This is a genomic window from Litoreibacter janthinus (genome assembly GCF_900111945.1).
Classification (GTDB): domain Bacteria; phylum Pseudomonadota; class Alphaproteobacteria; order Rhodobacterales; family Rhodobacteraceae; genus Litoreibacter; species Litoreibacter janthinus.
The window spans coordinates 2,914,456-2,929,692 of record NZ_FOYO01000001.1; the positions used below are offsets into that span (position 1 = coordinate 2,914,456).

Genomic DNA, 15,237 nt, shown 5'->3' on the forward strand with positions numbered 1-15,237 from the left:
CGCGCCGCGCCGCCTGTCCTTTACCGATATGATTGCTGATTTTTTCAAGCGGCTCACCGCCGCCAAAGATGAACCGCTGGATGCAGGCGACGCCCGCCTTGCTCTTGCTGCGCTGCTGGTCCGTGTGGCCCGTGCCAATGATGAATACACACAAAGCGAAGTGGAAAAGATCGACGTGATCCTGTCGCGCCACTACCCCGATCTGGGCGCTGCGGGTGCCGCTGCGTTGCGCCACGAAGCCGAAGAGATTGAAAACACGGCCTATGATACGGTGAAGTTCACGCGCTCGATCAAGGATGCCGTGGATCTCGACAGCCGCACAGAGGTAGTCGAGGCCCTTTGGGAGTTGGTCCTAGCCGATGGTGAGCGCGACCACGAAGAGGAAGGTGCGCTTCGACTGATTGCGCCGCTTCTGGGCATCAACGACCGCGACAGCGCCCTCGCGCGTCAAAGGGTCGAAGCCCGGTTGGAATGATTGCCAGTCTGCCCATGTATGACCGGCCGGAAACGGCTGCCGCCAATGACCGGTTCTGGCAGGCAATTCGAAAATCGCTTCCCTTTGATACTCCTGAACGACTGACCCGCGATCTCCCTGATCTGATAGGTCACTGGACTGCGCCTGATTTGGTCCTGTCGCAAACCTGCGGCTATCCCTACCGTGCGCTCCTTTCTGACAAGGTACGCTTGGTGGCAACGCCTGTGCTGGCCCTCGATTGCCCTGCAGGGCACTACTATTCCGTGATAATCGCCCATCGCGATCGAAACGGCGCGACGCTAGAGCAGTTCAACGAAGCACCCGCTGCCTATAACGACCCACTTTCACAAAGCGGTTGGGCCGCGCTTCATTCACATATGATCCAAACCGGCCTGACGCTTGGCCCGATGATCGAGACGGGCGCGCATCGCGCCTCCGCCCGTGCTGTCGCTGAAGGGCGGGCCGCGATTGCGGCAATTGACGCTCTTACGTGGCAAATGATTTGCAAGTGGGACGACGTCGCGGCAGAGCTTTGCGTGATCGAAGAGACAGCGCCGACGCCGACCCTGCCCTATATATGCGCCCCGCACTATGACGCGGCGCTTATTTCAACGGCACTGGAAACGGCGGTCGATGCGATGAGCCAGGCGGATAGGGCGTGCTTGGGGCTTCGCGGCACGACACAGATCAATCCAAGCGCCTATTTGCAGGTCGAGACTCCGCCGCCTCCGCAAAACTGACCCTGCGTTACCCCCGAGAACCCCATTGCAAAACCAGAAGAATTCGGCCCTACTGCGCAACTGTTAAACAATCTGCGAGCTTACGTGTCTGCCAACACGCCCCCCGTTCTGGAAATTCAAGATCTCCACAAAGCCTATGGCACGCTGGAGGTTCTCAAAGGCGTTTCCGTCTCGGCGCAGGCTGGCGACGTTGTCTCGCTCATCGGGTCGTCCGGCTCGGGTAAGTCCACATTACTGCGTTGCGCCAACCTTCTGGAAGACAGCCAGCAAGGCGAGGTCCTGTTCTGCGGTGAACCCGTGACATGGAAAGGCAGCGGCATGAACCGCCGCCCCGCGGACCACAAGCAGGTCACGCGTATCCGAACGAACCTGTCGATGGTGTTCCAGCAGTTCAATTTGTGGGCCCATATGACGATCCTGCAAAACGTTATGGAAGCGCCGGTCACCGTTCTGGGCGAGGACCGCGCGGTGGTAGAACCCCGTGCGCGTGCCCTGCTCGACAAAGTTGGGATCGGTGACAAATGCGACGTCTACCCCGCCCAAATGTCGGGCGGGCAACAGCAACGCGCCGCGATTGCTCGGGCGCTTTGCATGCAACCCAAGGCGCTGCTGTTTGACGAGCCAACCTCCGCCCTTGATCCTGAACTGGAGCAAGAGGTGGTAAAGGTCATCAAAGATCTTGCTGCTGAAGGCCGCACAATGATCATCGTGACCCATGACATGCGCCTAGCGGCAGATGTGAGCGACCACGTGATCTTCCTGCACCAAGGCAAAATCGAAGAAGAAGGCGCCCCGAGCGACCTCTTTGGCGCGCCTAAAACCGAACGTCTGCAACAGTTTCTTAGTGCCACTGTTCCAGCCTGACTTACACAAAGAATACCTCATAACTTAGGAGAATAATTATGAAAAACCTGATCCTTGCAACGACCGCTCTGGTCATGTCTGCAGGTTTTGCGCTGGCTGACGGCCATGGCAAAACCATCCGCATGGGCACCGAGGGCGCTTACCCTCCCTACAACTTCATCAACGATGCCGGCGAAGTTGATGGCTTCGAGCGCGAGCTGGGCGACGAGCTGTGCAAACGCGCCGAACTGACCTGCGAATGGGTAACAAACGAGTGGGACAGCATCATCCCGAACCTCGTGTCCGGCAACTACGACACCATCATTGCAGGCATGTCCATCACCGCAGAGCGTGATGAAGTGATCGACTTCACTGATCCTTACACCCAGCCGGATCCATCCGCCTTCCTCGCAATGTCGGCAGATGCAGACCTGACTTCCGGCGTCATCGCGGCACAAGCTTCGACCATCCAAGCAAGCCACGTCGCCTCTATGGCGGGTGTTACTCTGGTGGAGTTCGCTACACCGGAAGAAACCGTGGCCGCAGTGAAAAATGGCGAAGCTGACGCGGTTCTGGCCGACAAAGCTTTCCTTGAGCCTGTTGCGGAAGCCGAAGCCGAACTGTCCCTCGTGGGCGACGACGTCCTGCTGGGCGGTGGCATCGGTCTTGGCGTGCGTGAAAGCGACGGCGAACTGAAAGAGAAGTTCAACAAAGCCATCCAGTCGATGAAGGCTGACGGCTCCCTGAACGCACTGATCACCAAGCACCTGCCTGGCTCCGCAACGTTCTAAGAACTCGAATGAGGTGGGGCGCGTTGCTCCACCTCGTTTCTCGGGCACTATTGTGTAATTTCCGACCTGTTAGCGGGCCATCCCATTTTTAGCTATTGCGCCGACCCATCAACGCTTGAAGGCCTGTCATGGCTCAGCTGCTACCTGACCACAGGCAAGCATATGGGACTCTATTGGGCATTTGGCACCGTGCTAACGCTACTGGCCATCACCGCCCCTGCTGCCTTGATCTTCGGATTTGGCGGAGCAGTTGCAGCGCGATCCAAGATTCTGCCGATCCGCTGGTTTGGCAAAATTTACATCTCGGTTGTGCGCGGTGTACCTGACATCGCCTTTTTCCTGTTTTTCGTCATTGCGCTGGATCAGGGGTTCGAGTGGATGCGCCACCAATATCTTTGCCCTGACTGGGATCAACCGATCCGGCAGGGCAATGATTTCGTCGTATGCCAAGCGGCAAAACTGCCCTTGGGCAACGCGCCTCAATGGGTGCATGAGGTTTACGGCTTTTTCACCGCTGTTCTGACCTTTGCCATCGTTTTCGGGGCCTTCGCCGCCAACGTGCTCTATGGCGCGATGAACGCGATCCCCAAAGCCCAGGTTGAAACGGCGCAGGCCTATGGCATGACCACAGCCCAAGCCTTCCGTCGTATCATCGTGCCGCAAATGTGGGTCTACGCCCTGCCCGGCCTGAGCAACTTGTGGATGGTGCTGATCAAAGCCACACCGCTGCTATTCTTGCTAGGCGTGGAGGATATCGTCTATTGGGCGCGTGAGTTGGGCGGAACGAAAACGCCGCGCTTTACCGACTATCCCCATGGGGACTGGCGTCTGTGGTATTTTCTTGCGCTTCTGGTCTTCTATCTCGCCTTTACCAAACTTTCTGAGTTCGTTCTGGAACGGGTGATGAAGCGTCTGACACATGGCCAAGCCACTTTGGGGGGTGCCACGTGAGCTGTTGGGACACCGTGCAGGCCTACGCATTCCGCAGCTTGGGCTACGGCGAGCGGTTGCTGCCGCGTGACGATTTCACGATTTGCCAGCAGGTGACGCTCATTGGCTCAGGAATGTTCTGGAACATTTATTTCGGGCTTCTGGCACTGCTGGCGGGCTTCTTTCTGGCCAATCTGGTCGCCGTGGCCAAAGCTGCGCAAAACCCGTGGCTGCGCAAACCTGCCGACTGGTTCATCCTGATCTTCCGAGGCTCGCCGCTGTTTATCCAGTTCTTCCTCGCCTATTTCTTGTTCCTCAATCTCAAGCAATCTACCGGCGGGTTTGACTGGTTAACTTCTGCATGGGCAGGTGCGCTGATTGTGCTTTTCTTGAACACTTCCGCCTATTCGGCCGAGATCTTTTACGGCGCACTGCGTTCCGTGCCCAAAGGCGAAGTCGAGGCCGCCGATGCCTACGGCATGGCAGGTTGGACCCGCTTTCGCCGCGTCGTATGGCCTACGATGCTTCGGCTCGCATGGCCCGCCTACACAAATGAGGCGATATTCCTATTCCACGCCACCACGCTCGTCTTCTTTTCGGGCTTTCCGGCGTTTCAGCAAAAGGGCGATGCGCTCTACTACGCGAATTACTTCGCGGATAAGACGTTCAACCCGTTCGTTCCTTACCCCATCGTCGCGGGGTACTTTATTTTGCTGACACTGACGGTGATTGCGCTGTTCGGCCTTGTGAACCGCTACTTGAACCGCCACCTTCCACAAGAACACCGGCGCAAACTGCGCTATCGCCCCCAAATCATCAGGTAAAATATGGACAGTTGGCTTCGCGACAACCCCACCGTGCGCAACATTCGCGCTGCAGTCGCAGATTTGAACGGTCAGGCACGCGGGAAGCGCATGCCCGCACGCTTCGCACACAAGCTGTCGACTGACGGCTCGCGGATGCCGATGTCAGTGCTGAACGTCGATATTTGGGGCGAAGACATCGAGGACAGCCCGCTGGTTTTTGCCTCAGGCGATCGCGATGGCGTCCTGATGCCAACGGAGCGCGGTTTTGTGCCGATGCCGTGGCTGGCAAACCCGTCCGCGCTGTTGCCGATGTGGATGTTTCTGGAGGATGGCACGCCATTCCAAGGCGACCCTCGTCATGCGTTGAAGTCCGTCCTCGACCGCTTTGCGGAAATGGATCTGCGGCCGGTTGTAGCAACGGAGTTGGAATTCTACCTGATCGACGATTCCAGCGACGAATTGCAGCCGCCCCCCTCGCCCCGTTCCGGCAAACGACGCTTGGGCGGCGAGGTCTTGTCGATGCGTGCGCTGGACATGTTCGACGACTTCTTCACCGAGCTGTATGACGCTTGCGAGGCCATGGATATTCCCGCCGAGACCGCCATTTCCGAAGCGGGGATGGGGCAATACGAGATAAACCTTGTGCATACCGACGATGCCATGAAGGCCGCGGACGATGCGTGGCTGTTCAAGCTGCTGATCCACGGGCTGGCCCGCAAGCATGGCTTTGCGGCCAGCTTCATGGCCAAACCCTATGCAGAGCACACCGGCACAGGCATGCACACGCATTTTTCGATCCTTGATAAGGCAGACAAAAACATCTTCGACGATGGAGGCGAAGAAGGCACGCCCGCCCTGCGTCATGCGATTGCGGGATGCATCGCCGCCATGCCTGCATCTATGCTGATCCTTGCCCCCCATGGCAACAGCTACGAACGCTTCACCCCAGGTGCGCACGCCCCCACTGGGATTGCCTGGGCCTATGAGAACCGCACGGCCGCCATTCGCGTGCCTGCCGGCGCGCATCAGGCCCGCAGGATCGAGCACCGCGTCGCGGGTGGTGATATCAACCCTTATTTGATGTTGGCTGCCGTCCTCGGCGCTGCTCTGGTCGGGTTGGAAGACAAAATGGAAGCGCCCGCCCCGATTACCGGTTCTGCCTATGACGCCGACTTGCCGCAACTGCCCACCACATGGGCTGATTCAATTGCGGTGTTCGAAGGCTCCGAACTGCTGCACCGAATTTTGCCGCGTCAACTGATCCGCAACTTCCTGATGACCAAGAAGCAAGAGGCGCAATATTACCAAGAGCTGACCGAAGCAGAGCGCATCGATCTCTATCTGGACACGGTTTAGGCGGGGGCCGCGTCGAAAAAAATCCATCGAACATATCCCTCCCCCTATCCAGCTTCAAAACGCTCGGATAGCCTCACGGCAAACCCCTCAACGAGGCCAAAATGAAAATCGGTATCCTGACCTGCGGCCATGCAGCACCCGAAGTGGAAGAGAAATTCGGCGACTATCCCGGCATGTTTCACGACCTGCTCGACGGGAACGGCTTCACCTTCGAGGATTACGACGTGGAGAACCTGCAATTTCCCGCGAGCGTCCATGCCTGTGACGGCTGGCTTCTGACAGGCTCGCGCCACGGCGCCTATGATGACCGCCCTTTTATCCCGCTGTTGGAAACCTTCATCCAGCAGGCCTATGCCGAACACGTCCCCATGGTCGGCGTGTGCTTCGGCCATCAAATCATCGCGCAAGCCCTTGGCGGACATGTGGAGAAATTCAACGGGGGCTGGGCCATCGGGTTGAACGACTACAACTTCGAAGATCTAGGCACGGTCAAGCTGAACGCGTGGCATCAGGATCAAGTAATTCGCCTGCCGGAAGGCGCGAAAACTATCGCATCGAATGACTTTTGCGAGAATGCCGCCCTCGTTTACGATACCCGCGCCTACACCGTGCAACCCCACCCCGAATTTGGCGGTCCAGTCATCGGCGAATATGTGCGTCTGCGCAAAGGCAGTGCCGACTATCCTGACGATCTGATGGACCGCGCGGCACAGAACGCTGTTCAAGGCGCTGACAATCACCTTCTCGGCGCGAAGTTCGCCGAGTTTTTCAAGCAGTCCCGAGAGGCCGCAAATGCCAAGTAAGCCAAAACAAAGCGAAATCGACTGGATGGCGCACCTGCCAGAAGCCGCCGCAAACTATTTGCAAGGGCACCGGCTCGACGAAGTGGAGTGTGTCGTCTCGGACTTGCCCGGTATTGCCCGTGGTAAGGCGGTCCCTGCGAGCAAATTTGCCAAGCAGGCGCAATTTTTCCTGCCCAACTCGATCTATTTCCAGACGATTACCGGCGGTTGGGGCGAGGCTGCCGGCGAAGGCGGCTTCACAGAGCCGGATATGGTGCTGAAACCCGATATGGAAACCGCCTGCGCGGCGCCGTGGACGGGCGACTGGACCTTGCAGGTCATCCATGACGCGTTCGACCAAGCAGGCGAGCCGATCGCCTTTGCGCCGCGTAATGTCCTCAAGCGGATTGTAGAGCTTTATCGCAAAGAAGGCTGGGAGCCTGTTGTGGCCCCCGAGATGGAATTCTACCTCGTTGCCCGAAATATCAACCCCGCGGAAGAGATCGCCCCGATGATGGGGCGATCAGGCAGGCCCGCCGCTGCGCGACAGGCCTATTCCATGAGCGCCGTCGACGAATTCGGCCCTGTCATCGACGACATTTACGACTTCGCCGAGGATATGGGGTTCGAGATCGACGGTATCACCCAAGAAGGCGGCGCAGGTCAGTTGGAGATCAACCTTCGCCACGGCGATCCGGTGAAACTTGCCGACGAAATCTTCTATTTCAAACGCCTGATCCGCGAGGCCGCCTTGCGTCACGATTGCTTTGCAACCTTCATGGCCAAGCCGATAGAGGGCGAGCCGGGAAGCGCGATGCATATCCACCATTCTGTCGTGGACACCAAAACCGGTGCGAATATCTTCACAGGTCCGCGCGGCGCAGAGACAGACGCGTTCTACCACTTCATAGCGGGTCTCCAGAACCATTTACCCTCTGTCATCGCGCTGCTGGCCCCGTATGTGAACAGCTATCGGCGCTACGTCAAAGATCACGCCGCGCCGATCAATCTGGAGTGGGGCCGGGACAACCGCACCACAGGTATTCGCGTGCCGATTTCTGATGCCAACTCGCGCCGCGTTGAGAACCGTTTGGCGGGCATGGATTGCAACCCCTATCTGGGCATTGCCGCGTCTTTGGCCTGTGGCTATCTGGGGCTGAAAGAACGCAAACGCCCAACGAAGGAATTCAAGGGCGACGCCTATGAGGGCATGGAGGACATTCCGCGCGATCTGTTCTCGGCTTTAGGATTGCTTAATGATTCCCAAAAAATACGGGACGTACTTCATCCGGAATTTGCGCGCGTCTACGAGATCGTCAAAACCGCTGAATACGATGAATTCTTGCAAGTGATCTCTCCTTGGGAGCGCGAGCATCTTCTTCTAAACGTATGAACTTACTCGATTCCAATGATCGGCGCGGAGCCTATCCTGACGGCTATTACGCCGCGACATCTGACCTTTTGGCCCCTTTCCCATCGCTGCGTGGCGAAATCCGTGCTGATCTATGCGTCATTGGCGGGGGTTACACCGGATTGTCGGCGGCACTACATGCCGCGCAATCCGGCCTAGACGTCGTTCTGATTGACGCCCAGCGCGTCGGCTTCGGGGCATCTGGGCGCAATGGCGGACAAGTTCAATCGGGCTTCAACAAATCCCAACAAGATCTTGAAAAAATCGTGGGTTTCGAGGATGCGGCCAAGCTTTGGGAGATGTCGCAAGAGGCGATGGCACTGACCAAGGAACTTGCCGCCACATACGCGCCGGAGGCCGATTTTAAGGCCGGCATCGCGCACGCAAACTGGCACGCCAGCGGGACCCGCGAAGATCACGAAGATGCGGCGTATCTGGCGGAACGATACGGCTATGATAAGATCGAGTCACTGTCGCAAGAAGCGCTGTATGAAGTGATCCGCGCCCCTGCCTATAAGGGCGGCACGCTCGATCATGGCGCTGGCCACCTGCATCCGTTGCGCTACGCGCTCGGCCTGGCGCGTGCCTGTGTCGCAGCTGGCGTGCGCATCTATGAAACCACTCGCGCACACAAGATTAAGGGCACCAGCGTTCGGTGCGACCAAGGGCGCGTGGACGCCTCCCATGTCATTCAAGCGACCAACGGGTATGGCACAAGCCTGAGCCGTCCCACCGCGTCCCGAGTCATGCCGATCAACAACTTCATTGCGGCCACCGCGCCTCTTGGTGATCGCGTGGCGGATGTCTTGCGGCGCGATATTGCGGTGTCGGACAGCAAATTCGTGGTCAACTATTACCGGCTGAGCGAGGACGGGCGACTGCTGTTCGGTGGCGGCGAAAGCTATGGTTACCGATTTCCAAGCGATATCGCCTCTGTGGTGCGCAAGCCGATGGAGCAGGTCTTTCCGCAACTCAAAGACGTGGAGATCACCCATGCATGGGGCGGCACACTGGCGATCACGATGTCCCGCCTGCCCCATATTTCGCGCCCGCAGCCGGGTGTGTTGGCAGCGGCGGGATATTCGGGACACGGTGTCGCTTTGGCGGCCTTCACGGGCAAAGTACTGGCAAGCGCGGTGCGCGGCGATAGCGACGGGTTCGACCGTTTGGAAAGACTTCCTACAGCACGTTTTCCAGGCGGCTCTGCATTCCGGTCACCGCTCCTGGCGTTGGCCATGACATGGTACGCAACCCGCGACAGGCTGGGCATCTAGAGCCCCTTTCGGATGATCGAAAAATAGGTTACAGGTTTTCCGAAAGTTCATTTTGGAAAAAGCGAACCCGTCATGCGCGACATGCCCATCGAAGCCCCGAATACATATGACGCAGAACCGATCCCGCAGGCAGCACGCGATGCGATTGACACATTGATGCAATCCGGCGATCTGTTTCGCTACACCGCCCCCGAAAATTCCCCAGTCGCCCTGCTGGAGCAGGAATTCGCAGATCTTTTGGGCGCGAAATACGCACTTGCGGTGTCATCTTGCTCTGCCGCGCTGTTTTTGTCCCTCAAAGCGCTGGACCTGCCGCGCGACGCCAAAGTCCTGATCCCTGCATTTACGTTTGCGGCCGTACCGTCGGCGGTTGTCCACGCGGATTGCTTGCCGGTGCTGGTAGAGGTCGGCGACAATTACCGCGTTGATCTGGTCGATCTAGAACGCAAGATCGCGACCGCAGACGCTGTCTTGATTAGCCACATGCGGGGCCATACCTCCGATATGGACGCGATTTTGCGGCTCGCTGATCTGCATGGCTTGCCTGTTATCGAGGACGCAGCACATTCCTTGGGCACCAAATGGGACAATCGCAACATCGGGACATTGGGCAAAATCGGGTGCTTCTCGTTCCAAAGCTATAAGATGATCAATGCGGGCGAAGGCGGCATTATGATCACCGACGACGCTGAGTTGATCGCCCGCGCGGTCATCATGTCCGGAGCCTATGAGCACAACTGGTCCAAACACGCCATCATCGGGGACTACGCAGCGAAATGGCAAAACAAACTTCCGCTGTATAACGTCCGAATGCAGAACCTGAGCGCTTGTGTGATCCGGCCACAGCTTCCGTTGCTTGCACGCCGCGTCGCGGATGGCAGAGCGAACCACGACTATGTCGCCGAAAAGCTGACCCAAAGCGGGTATTTCACTGTTCCCGCCCCACTTAAGCACGAGATGCGTGCACCAGACTCAATCCAATTCAACCTGAACGATTTCACCGCCGACGAGGCCAGTGCTTTTATGGATGCCACGAAGCAGCGCGGTGTCAGCACTCAGGTGTTTGGCTTGTCGAAAGACAACGCACGCGCATTCTGGAATTGGCAGTTTATCCCCGGGGAGGTGCCAGCCCTGCCCAAAACCCGCGCCATGCTTGCAAAAGCCTGCGACACGCGCCTGCCTGCGAGACTGACCCGCAACGAGTTGGACTATATAGCGGAGGCGCTTGTTGCTGCGGCGGCTGAGGTGCGCGCGTAATTTAATCACCGATGCGGGCGGCTTGTGACATCAAGGTAAAATTCGCATCTGCCCTTTAAGCCAAGGCATTTTATGAGTGCAGTATTCGACGATCTCACTCTGTAATAACGGCCCGAGTTCACTCGCGACTTGGGCAGGCATGTCTTGCGTCGCCCCTTCCCTTGCCATGAGAGAAATGCGGCGCGACAACGGCTCGAACGGCAGCTCGAACACGTCCACACGGTCGATAAATCGCTTTGCCCGCATCACGCCCAATGGCGTCAGAATGGTCCACCCCTCGCCGCGTGCAACCATCGCCATGATCGCATGGTAGCTGTCCAGCTCGAAACGGTGCGAGGCCTGCAGCTTCACCCGCGACAGATGCGAGGCGATTTGGCGTCCCATCACATGCCGCGACGTGTAGAGGATCAGCGGGTTGGCTCGCAGGGTCGCCATGAGGTCCGCCCCTTCGCGCACCATGCGGCGCGGAGTAACCACGACGAACGGATCTTCCATTAAAGAGTGCACCTCGTAGGATGGCGGCAGATCGCTCGGCTCGGCGGCGACCACCATATCCAGTGCGCGGGATTCAAGCTGGTCCAGAAGGCGGTGTGACGCGCCGGTTTCGAGTAGAAACTGCGTCTTGGGCATTTGCTCGGCCAAGCGGGTCAGCATGGCGGGCGTTACATCCGCGTCAAAGTCTTCGATCATGCCGATCCGTAATCGCATCCGCGCCGACAGGTCTTTCAACGCCAGCTCCGAGGTCGCCATCGCAGCTTCATGCAAGATTGTTTGCGCGCGGCGCAAGAACAGCTCTCCGGCTTGGGTCAGCGGCATCGGTCGCTCCGTCCGCGTGAGCAGACGGGCGCCAAGTGCGGCCTCCAGATTTGACAGCTGCTGGCTGACCGCAGAGGGGCTGGCCCCCAACCTCCTTGCAGCGGCCGTAATCGACGGCTCTTCCGCAGCCGCGACGAAGATCTCCACCTGCCACAGCGTAATTTTTCCCGGTGTGTCGACCATCTGAAATCCCCAGCCCGCAAAGCGTTAATCCCGATTGCCGAGGTCAAACGCCAAGCGTAAGCTACCCTCAACTCAAACCGGAGACCAGAGACATGCGTGACGACAGCCCCAACAGCTGGGAGGCCCGCGCGGACGCCCATTCCTTCTACGGCTTCACTGACCTGCCCTCCATCGCAGAGCGCGGCACGGTGGTGCTGACCCATGGGGAAGGCCCATATGTGATCGACGTGCATGGCCGTCGGTACCTTGATGCCAATTCCGGCCTTTGGAACATGGTGGCAGGTTTCGACCACAAGGGCATGGCCGACGCCGCCAAGGCGCAATATGACCGCTTTCCGGGCTATCACGCCTTCTTCGGGCGCATGTCGGACCAGACCGTTATGCTGTCCGAAAAACTGATCGAAGTCTCGCCGTTCGAGCGGGGCAAAGTGTTCTACACCAACTCCGGCTCCGAGGCGAATGACACGTTGGTCAAGATGCTGTGGTTCTTGGGCGGCGCCGAAGGCAAACCAGAGCGGCGCAAAATTCTGACGCGCAAGAATGGCTATCATGGGGTTACGGCGGTCTCGGCTTCGATGACCGGCAAACCCTATAACGAAGTCTTCGGGCTACCCTTGCCGGGCTTCTTCCACCTCACCTGCCCGCATTACTGGCGTGAAGGCCGCAATGGCGAAACAGAGGCCGAGTTTACAGCACGCATGGGTGCGGAATTGGAAGAGGTCATCGCGCGCGAAGGGGCTGACACAATTGCGGCCTTTGTTGCTGAACCTGTGATGGGCGCAGGTGGTGTGATCCCGCCGTCCGATGGGTACTTCCAAACGGTCGCACCAATCTTGAAGAAACACGGAATTCCGCTGGTGGCAGACGAAGTCATCACCGGCTTTGGGCGCACCGGCTCTGACTGGGGCTGTCAGGCATACGACTTTATGCCGGACGCCATCATCTCCTCCAAGAACCTGACTGCGGGCTACTTCCCGATGGGCGCGGTGATCCTTGGCCCCGAACTGACGGACCGCCTGCAAGCCGCCGCCGACGCCATCGAAGAATTCCCGCATGGCTTCACCGCATCGGGCCACCCCGTCGGCTGTGCCATCGCCCTGAAAGCCATCGAAGTGATCATGGAAGGGTCCGACGGGGCCGCGCCGTTGATTGAGAATGTCCGCGCCCTCACCCCGAAATTCGAAGCCGAGATGGCCCGATTGGCGCAGCACCCTCACATTGGCGAAGCGCGCGGGAAAGGTCTTATGGGGGCATTGGAGGCCGTCAAAGACAAGGCAACCAAAACACCCTTTGACGGATCGCTCAGCGTGTCAGAGCGGATCGCAAATACTTGCACCGACCACGGGCTGATTTGCCGCCCGCTGGGTCAGGCTGTCGTGCTGTGCCCCGCTTTCATCATGACTGAGCCGCAAATGGACGAGATGTTCCAAAAGCTCGAGGCCGCGCTGAACAAAGTATTTGAAGAGGTCGTTTAGGCCGACACAGCCAAGCTGACAGCCGCAAAGAAGCAGCCCGAGGCGGCGACGACGAAGCCGTGCCAGATCGCATTGGAAAAGCGCAGGCTTTCCCATTTGAAGAACAGGATACCGGCGGTGTAGAGAATACCGCCGGCCGCAGCAAACCCGCCAGCCGCAGGCGAGGTTTCGAAAACGGACCACATCAGCGCTACGCTAATCCATCCCAGCCCCACATAGAGTGCTGCATTCCAGCGACCGGGGGCCGACCAGCGGAAAAGCTTGGTGATTGCGCCGAACAGTGCCAAGGCCCAAACAATCGCGAGCACTATATAGCCGAACCCCGTTCCGATTGTGACGACGAAGGGGGTATAGGTTCCGGCAATTTTTAAGAATATCGTTGCGTGATCCGCGCGGCGTAGTCGGGCACGGAACCGCTCCCACGGGGTCATGTGGTAGGCCCCGGACACTGTAAACATCGCGATGAGCCCCAGCCAGTAGATGCTTAGAGCTGCGAGTTGGCCTGACGACAAATGGTCCCAGCGAAAGGCAAGGAACATCCCGATGGCGATCAGCGATGCGGCAAGGCCAAGCGCATGGACCAGCCCGTCGGCTACAATCTCTGCACGCGAATAGCTCGGATATTGGGTTTCATTTGCGGCCATGCCCTAAAACCTAGCCGCAAATCAGAGAAAGGCGACCCCAACTTGTCGGGATTCCGTCACGTTACTTGGATGGTTTGCCCATTTTTGCGACCGCAGCCTGCATATCGGCGAGCTGTTTCTTGATTGCATCGAGCTCGGACGTGTCTTCCTTAGCGGCTTTCGTGGCAGACTCGGTCTTTGCGTATTCATCCGATCCAGGGCCCGTCCAACCGCCCATCATCGTCTTCATAAAGGCTTCTTGTTGGGCCTTGATCTGCTCAAAACCGGGGACCGCTGACATCGGACTAGAAATCCGCTCCACCATCTTGCTCTGACCCTCGCGCAGCATCTCGAAACTGGCTGCAAGGAAGTCAGGGACCATGCTTTGCGCATTGGTTGTGTAGCTGCGGACGAGGTCGGTCAACACGTTGATCGGTAAAACGTTTTCGCCTTTGCTTTCGTTATCCGCAATGATCTGAAGCAGGTATTGGCGGGTCAGATCGTCACCAGATTTGAGATCCACAATCTGGACATCTCTGCCCTCTTTGATGAATCCGGAAATATCATCGAGCGTCACGTAATCGCTCGTCTCGGTGTTATACAGCCGCCTCGAGGCGTATCGTTTGATCAGCAACGGCTTCATGTCGGCTTTTACCACGAAATATCTCCCAATATTGCAGCGCAGAAAAAACGCTACCGCAGGTGCGAAAGAAAAGAAAGGGGGGCGCTATAAGGGCTGTCCTCGGCACCAACCTCTTGCCAAGCCCGTCAAATCTGAGCAAATCTGGAAGTGTCGAACCATTTTTAGACGAAAACTCATTTGAAGGATTTGGCTCATGCTAAATTATGAAGGCCAGGTGATTGCCATCCGTCGGCTCTCAGAAGAAGTCGATATCGAACTCACCAAACTCCTCGGACGCACTGAACCCGTGAAGCCCGGCACAGCCGCACATGCGGATCTGGCGCGCAAGATCGAGCTGTGGCGCGGCCGCGCTGCCAATATGGAAAAGGCCGTTCGCTCGAAAGAAGGGCTGCTGACTGTTTCTCATGCCAGCATCCTCAAAAAGCACGGTAACTACGAGGCTAAGCAAAGCTTCAACAGCAAGATGGGCAATATGAACCGTCTGCGCAAAGACCTGCTGAAGCTGCTGGGCAAGATCGCTGACCTGATCAATGCGGCCACCAACCCGGTGAGCGATGAAGTGGCGATTATGAATGGCTTCAAGTCCGCGCTCAAAGCGATCACCGAAGGTGGGGACGAAATCGTTCTAAATCCGCAGCAGTCGCAAAAGCTGACCGCCGAGATCAGTAAAGCCAGCGGGCCACTGGAGCCGATAGAGGGCTACAATCCAAATCAGCCGATCGGCTTGTTGACGCTCGCCTTGGTTATGTTTGTGACAGCCAAGAAGCTTCTGGGGCGCAACGGCAAGGCCTAACGCCCCTGCCCCCACGCAACAAAAAAGGGTGGGCACGAG

At 58.0% G+C, this 15,237-nt stretch carries 16 protein-coding genes; 13 read left to right on the forward strand and 3 right to left on the reverse strand.

From position 1 onward, the window contains the following. Positions 1–28: 28 nt before the first annotated feature. The 11 genes from BM352_RS14550 (at position 29) to BM352_RS14600 (ending at position 10,665) form a co-directional block, all read left to right on the forward strand. Positions 29–475, forward strand: a complete 447-nt coding sequence (locus BM352_RS14550) for a tellurite resistance TerB family protein (RefSeq protein ID WP_090218200.1) — start codon at positions 29–31, stop codon at positions 473–475. Positions 476–489: 14 nt separating this feature from the next. Next, positions 490–1,215, forward strand: coding sequence for a phosphate/phosphite/phosphonate ABC transporter substrate-binding protein (locus BM352_RS14555; protein ID WP_245780999.1), 726 nt, complete (start codon positions 490–492; stop codon positions 1,213–1,215). Between the two features lie 84 nt (positions 1,216–1,299). Continuing rightward, positions 1,300–2,079: an ABC transporter ATP-binding protein gene (locus BM352_RS14560; RefSeq protein ID WP_090218204.1), complete on the forward strand. Its 780-nt coding sequence runs from the start codon at positions 1,300–1,302 to the stop codon at positions 2,077–2,079. A gap of 38 nt (positions 2,080–2,117) precedes the next feature. Next, entirely contained in the window at positions 2,118–2,849 is a 732-nt protein-coding gene (locus tag BM352_RS14565) for a transporter substrate-binding domain-containing protein (RefSeq protein ID WP_090218206.1), read from the forward strand. A gap of 84 nt (positions 2,850–2,933) precedes the next feature. Continuing rightward, on the forward strand, positions 2,934–3,800 hold the full coding sequence (locus BM352_RS14570; RefSeq protein ID WP_090218209.1) for an ABC transporter permease: 867 nt from the start codon (positions 2,934–2,936) through the stop codon (positions 3,798–3,800). Continuing rightward, complete coding sequence (locus tag BM352_RS14575) at positions 3,797–4,603, forward strand: ABC transporter permease (protein ID WP_090218211.1); 807 nt, start codon at positions 3,797–3,799, stop codon at positions 4,601–4,603. Before BM352_RS14570 ends, BM352_RS14575 begins: the two co-directional genes overlap by 4 nt. 3 nt (positions 4,604–4,606) lie before the next feature. After that, the gene (locus BM352_RS14580; protein ID WP_090218213.1) at positions 4,607–5,941 is read left to right on the forward strand and encodes a glutamine synthetase family protein; all 1,335 of its coding nucleotides are present in this window, start codon (positions 4,607–4,609) and stop codon (positions 5,939–5,941) included. A 101-nt stretch (positions 5,942–6,042) separates the two neighbouring features. Next, on the forward strand, positions 6,043–6,744 hold the full coding sequence (locus BM352_RS14585; RefSeq protein ID WP_090218214.1) for a type 1 glutamine amidotransferase: 702 nt from the start codon (positions 6,043–6,045) through the stop codon (positions 6,742–6,744). Beyond that, complete coding sequence (locus BM352_RS14590) at positions 6,734–8,116, forward strand: glutamine synthetase family protein (RefSeq protein WP_090218216.1); 1,383 nt, start codon at positions 6,734–6,736, stop codon at positions 8,114–8,116. Before BM352_RS14585 ends, BM352_RS14590 begins: the two co-directional genes overlap by 11 nt. Beyond that, on the forward strand, positions 8,113–9,408 hold the full coding sequence (locus tag BM352_RS14595) for an NAD(P)/FAD-dependent oxidoreductase (RefSeq protein WP_090218219.1): 1,296 nt from the start codon (positions 8,113–8,115) through the stop codon (positions 9,406–9,408). Before BM352_RS14590 ends, BM352_RS14595 begins: the two co-directional genes overlap by 4 nt. Positions 9,409–9,480: 72 nt before the next feature. Beyond that, a complete protein-coding gene (locus BM352_RS14600) occupies positions 9,481–10,665 on the forward strand; it encodes a DegT/DnrJ/EryC1/StrS family aminotransferase (RefSeq protein ID WP_425434539.1) in 1,185 nt (394 codons plus the stop codon). 30 nt (positions 10,666–10,695) lie between these two features. Here the strand turns inward: BM352_RS14600 and BM352_RS14605 are convergent, their stop codons facing one another. Beyond that, positions 10,696–11,664 carry a LysR family transcriptional regulator gene (locus BM352_RS14605; protein WP_090218221.1) on the reverse strand — a complete coding sequence of 323 codons (969 nt, stop codon included), beginning with the start codon at positions 11,662–11,664 and terminating at the stop codon, positions 10,696–10,698. Between the two features lie 92 nt (positions 11,665–11,756). On the opposite strand from BM352_RS14605, the gene BM352_RS14610 reads away from it, so the two are divergent. Next, the gene (locus BM352_RS14610; RefSeq protein ID WP_090218224.1) at positions 11,757–13,139 is read left to right on the forward strand and encodes an aminotransferase; all 1,383 of its coding nucleotides are present in this window, start codon (positions 11,757–11,759) and stop codon (positions 13,137–13,139) included. Here the strand turns inward: BM352_RS14610 and trhA are convergent. Together trhA and phaR are read right to left on the reverse strand one after the other, a co-directional pair. Further along, positions 13,136–13,783, reverse strand: coding sequence for a PAQR family membrane homeostasis protein TrhA (gene trhA / locus BM352_RS14615; protein WP_090218226.1), 648 nt, complete (start codon positions 13,781–13,783; stop codon positions 13,136–13,138). The two genes, BM352_RS14610 and trhA, sit on opposite strands and share 4 nt — an antisense overlap. Positions 13,784–13,844: 61 nt before the next feature. Then, positions 13,845–14,405, reverse strand: a complete 561-nt coding sequence (gene phaR, locus BM352_RS14620; RefSeq protein ID WP_090220327.1) for a polyhydroxyalkanoate synthesis repressor PhaR — start codon at positions 14,403–14,405, stop codon at positions 13,845–13,847. 193 nt (positions 14,406–14,598) lie between these two features. Between phaR and BM352_RS14625 the strand changes: the two genes are divergently transcribed. Beyond that, positions 14,599–15,198 carry a hypothetical protein gene (locus BM352_RS14625; protein ID WP_090218228.1) on the forward strand — a complete coding sequence of 200 codons (600 nt, stop codon included), beginning with the start codon at positions 14,599–14,601 and terminating at the stop codon, positions 15,196–15,198. The last annotated feature ends 39 nt before the right edge of the window (positions 15,199–15,237 follow it).

Excerpts from the sequence above, each read along its gene's own strand:
- BM352_RS14550 (WP_090218200.1), top strand. The coding sequence starts at position 29 with ATGATTGCTGATTTTTTCAAGCGGCTCACCGCCGCCAAAGATGAACCG.
- BM352_RS14555 (WP_245780999.1), top strand. The coding sequence starts at position 490 with ATGTATGACCGGCCGGAAACGGCTGCCGCCAATGACCGGTTCTGGCAG.
- BM352_RS14565 (WP_090218206.1), top strand. The coding sequence starts at position 2,118 with ATGAAAAACCTGATCCTTGCAACGACCGCTCTGGTCATGTCTGCAGGT.
- BM352_RS14580 (WP_090218213.1), top strand. The coding sequence starts at position 4,607 with ATGGACAGTTGGCTTCGCGACAACCCCACCGTGCGCAACATTCGCGCT.
- BM352_RS14585 (WP_090218214.1), top strand. The coding sequence starts at position 6,043 with ATGAAAATCGGTATCCTGACCTGCGGCCATGCAGCACCCGAAGTGGAA.
- BM352_RS14590 (WP_090218216.1), top strand. The coding sequence starts at position 6,734 with ATGCCAAGTAAGCCAAAACAAAGCGAAATCGACTGGATGGCGCACCTG.
- BM352_RS14595 (WP_090218219.1), top strand. The coding sequence starts at position 8,113 with ATGAACTTACTCGATTCCAATGATCGGCGCGGAGCCTATCCTGACGGC.
- BM352_RS14600 (WP_425434539.1), top strand. The coding sequence starts at position 9,481 with ATGCGCGACATGCCCATCGAAGCCCCGAATACATATGACGCAGAACCG.
- BM352_RS14605 (WP_090218221.1), bottom strand. The coding sequence starts at position 11,664 with ATGGTCGACACACCGGGAAAAATTACGCTGTGGCAGGTGGAGATCTTC.
- BM352_RS14610 (WP_090218224.1), top strand. The coding sequence starts at position 11,757 with ATGCGTGACGACAGCCCCAACAGCTGGGAGGCCCGCGCGGACGCCCAT.
- trhA (WP_090218226.1), bottom strand. The coding sequence starts at position 13,783 with ATGGCCGCAAATGAAACCCAATATCCGAGCTATTCGCGTGCAGAGATT.
- phaR (WP_090220327.1), bottom strand. The coding sequence starts at position 14,405 with ATGAAGCCGTTGCTGATCAAACGATACGCCTCGAGGCGGCTGTATAAC.
- BM352_RS14625 (WP_090218228.1), top strand. The coding sequence starts at position 14,599 with ATGCTAAATTATGAAGGCCAGGTGATTGCCATCCGTCGGCTCTCAGAA.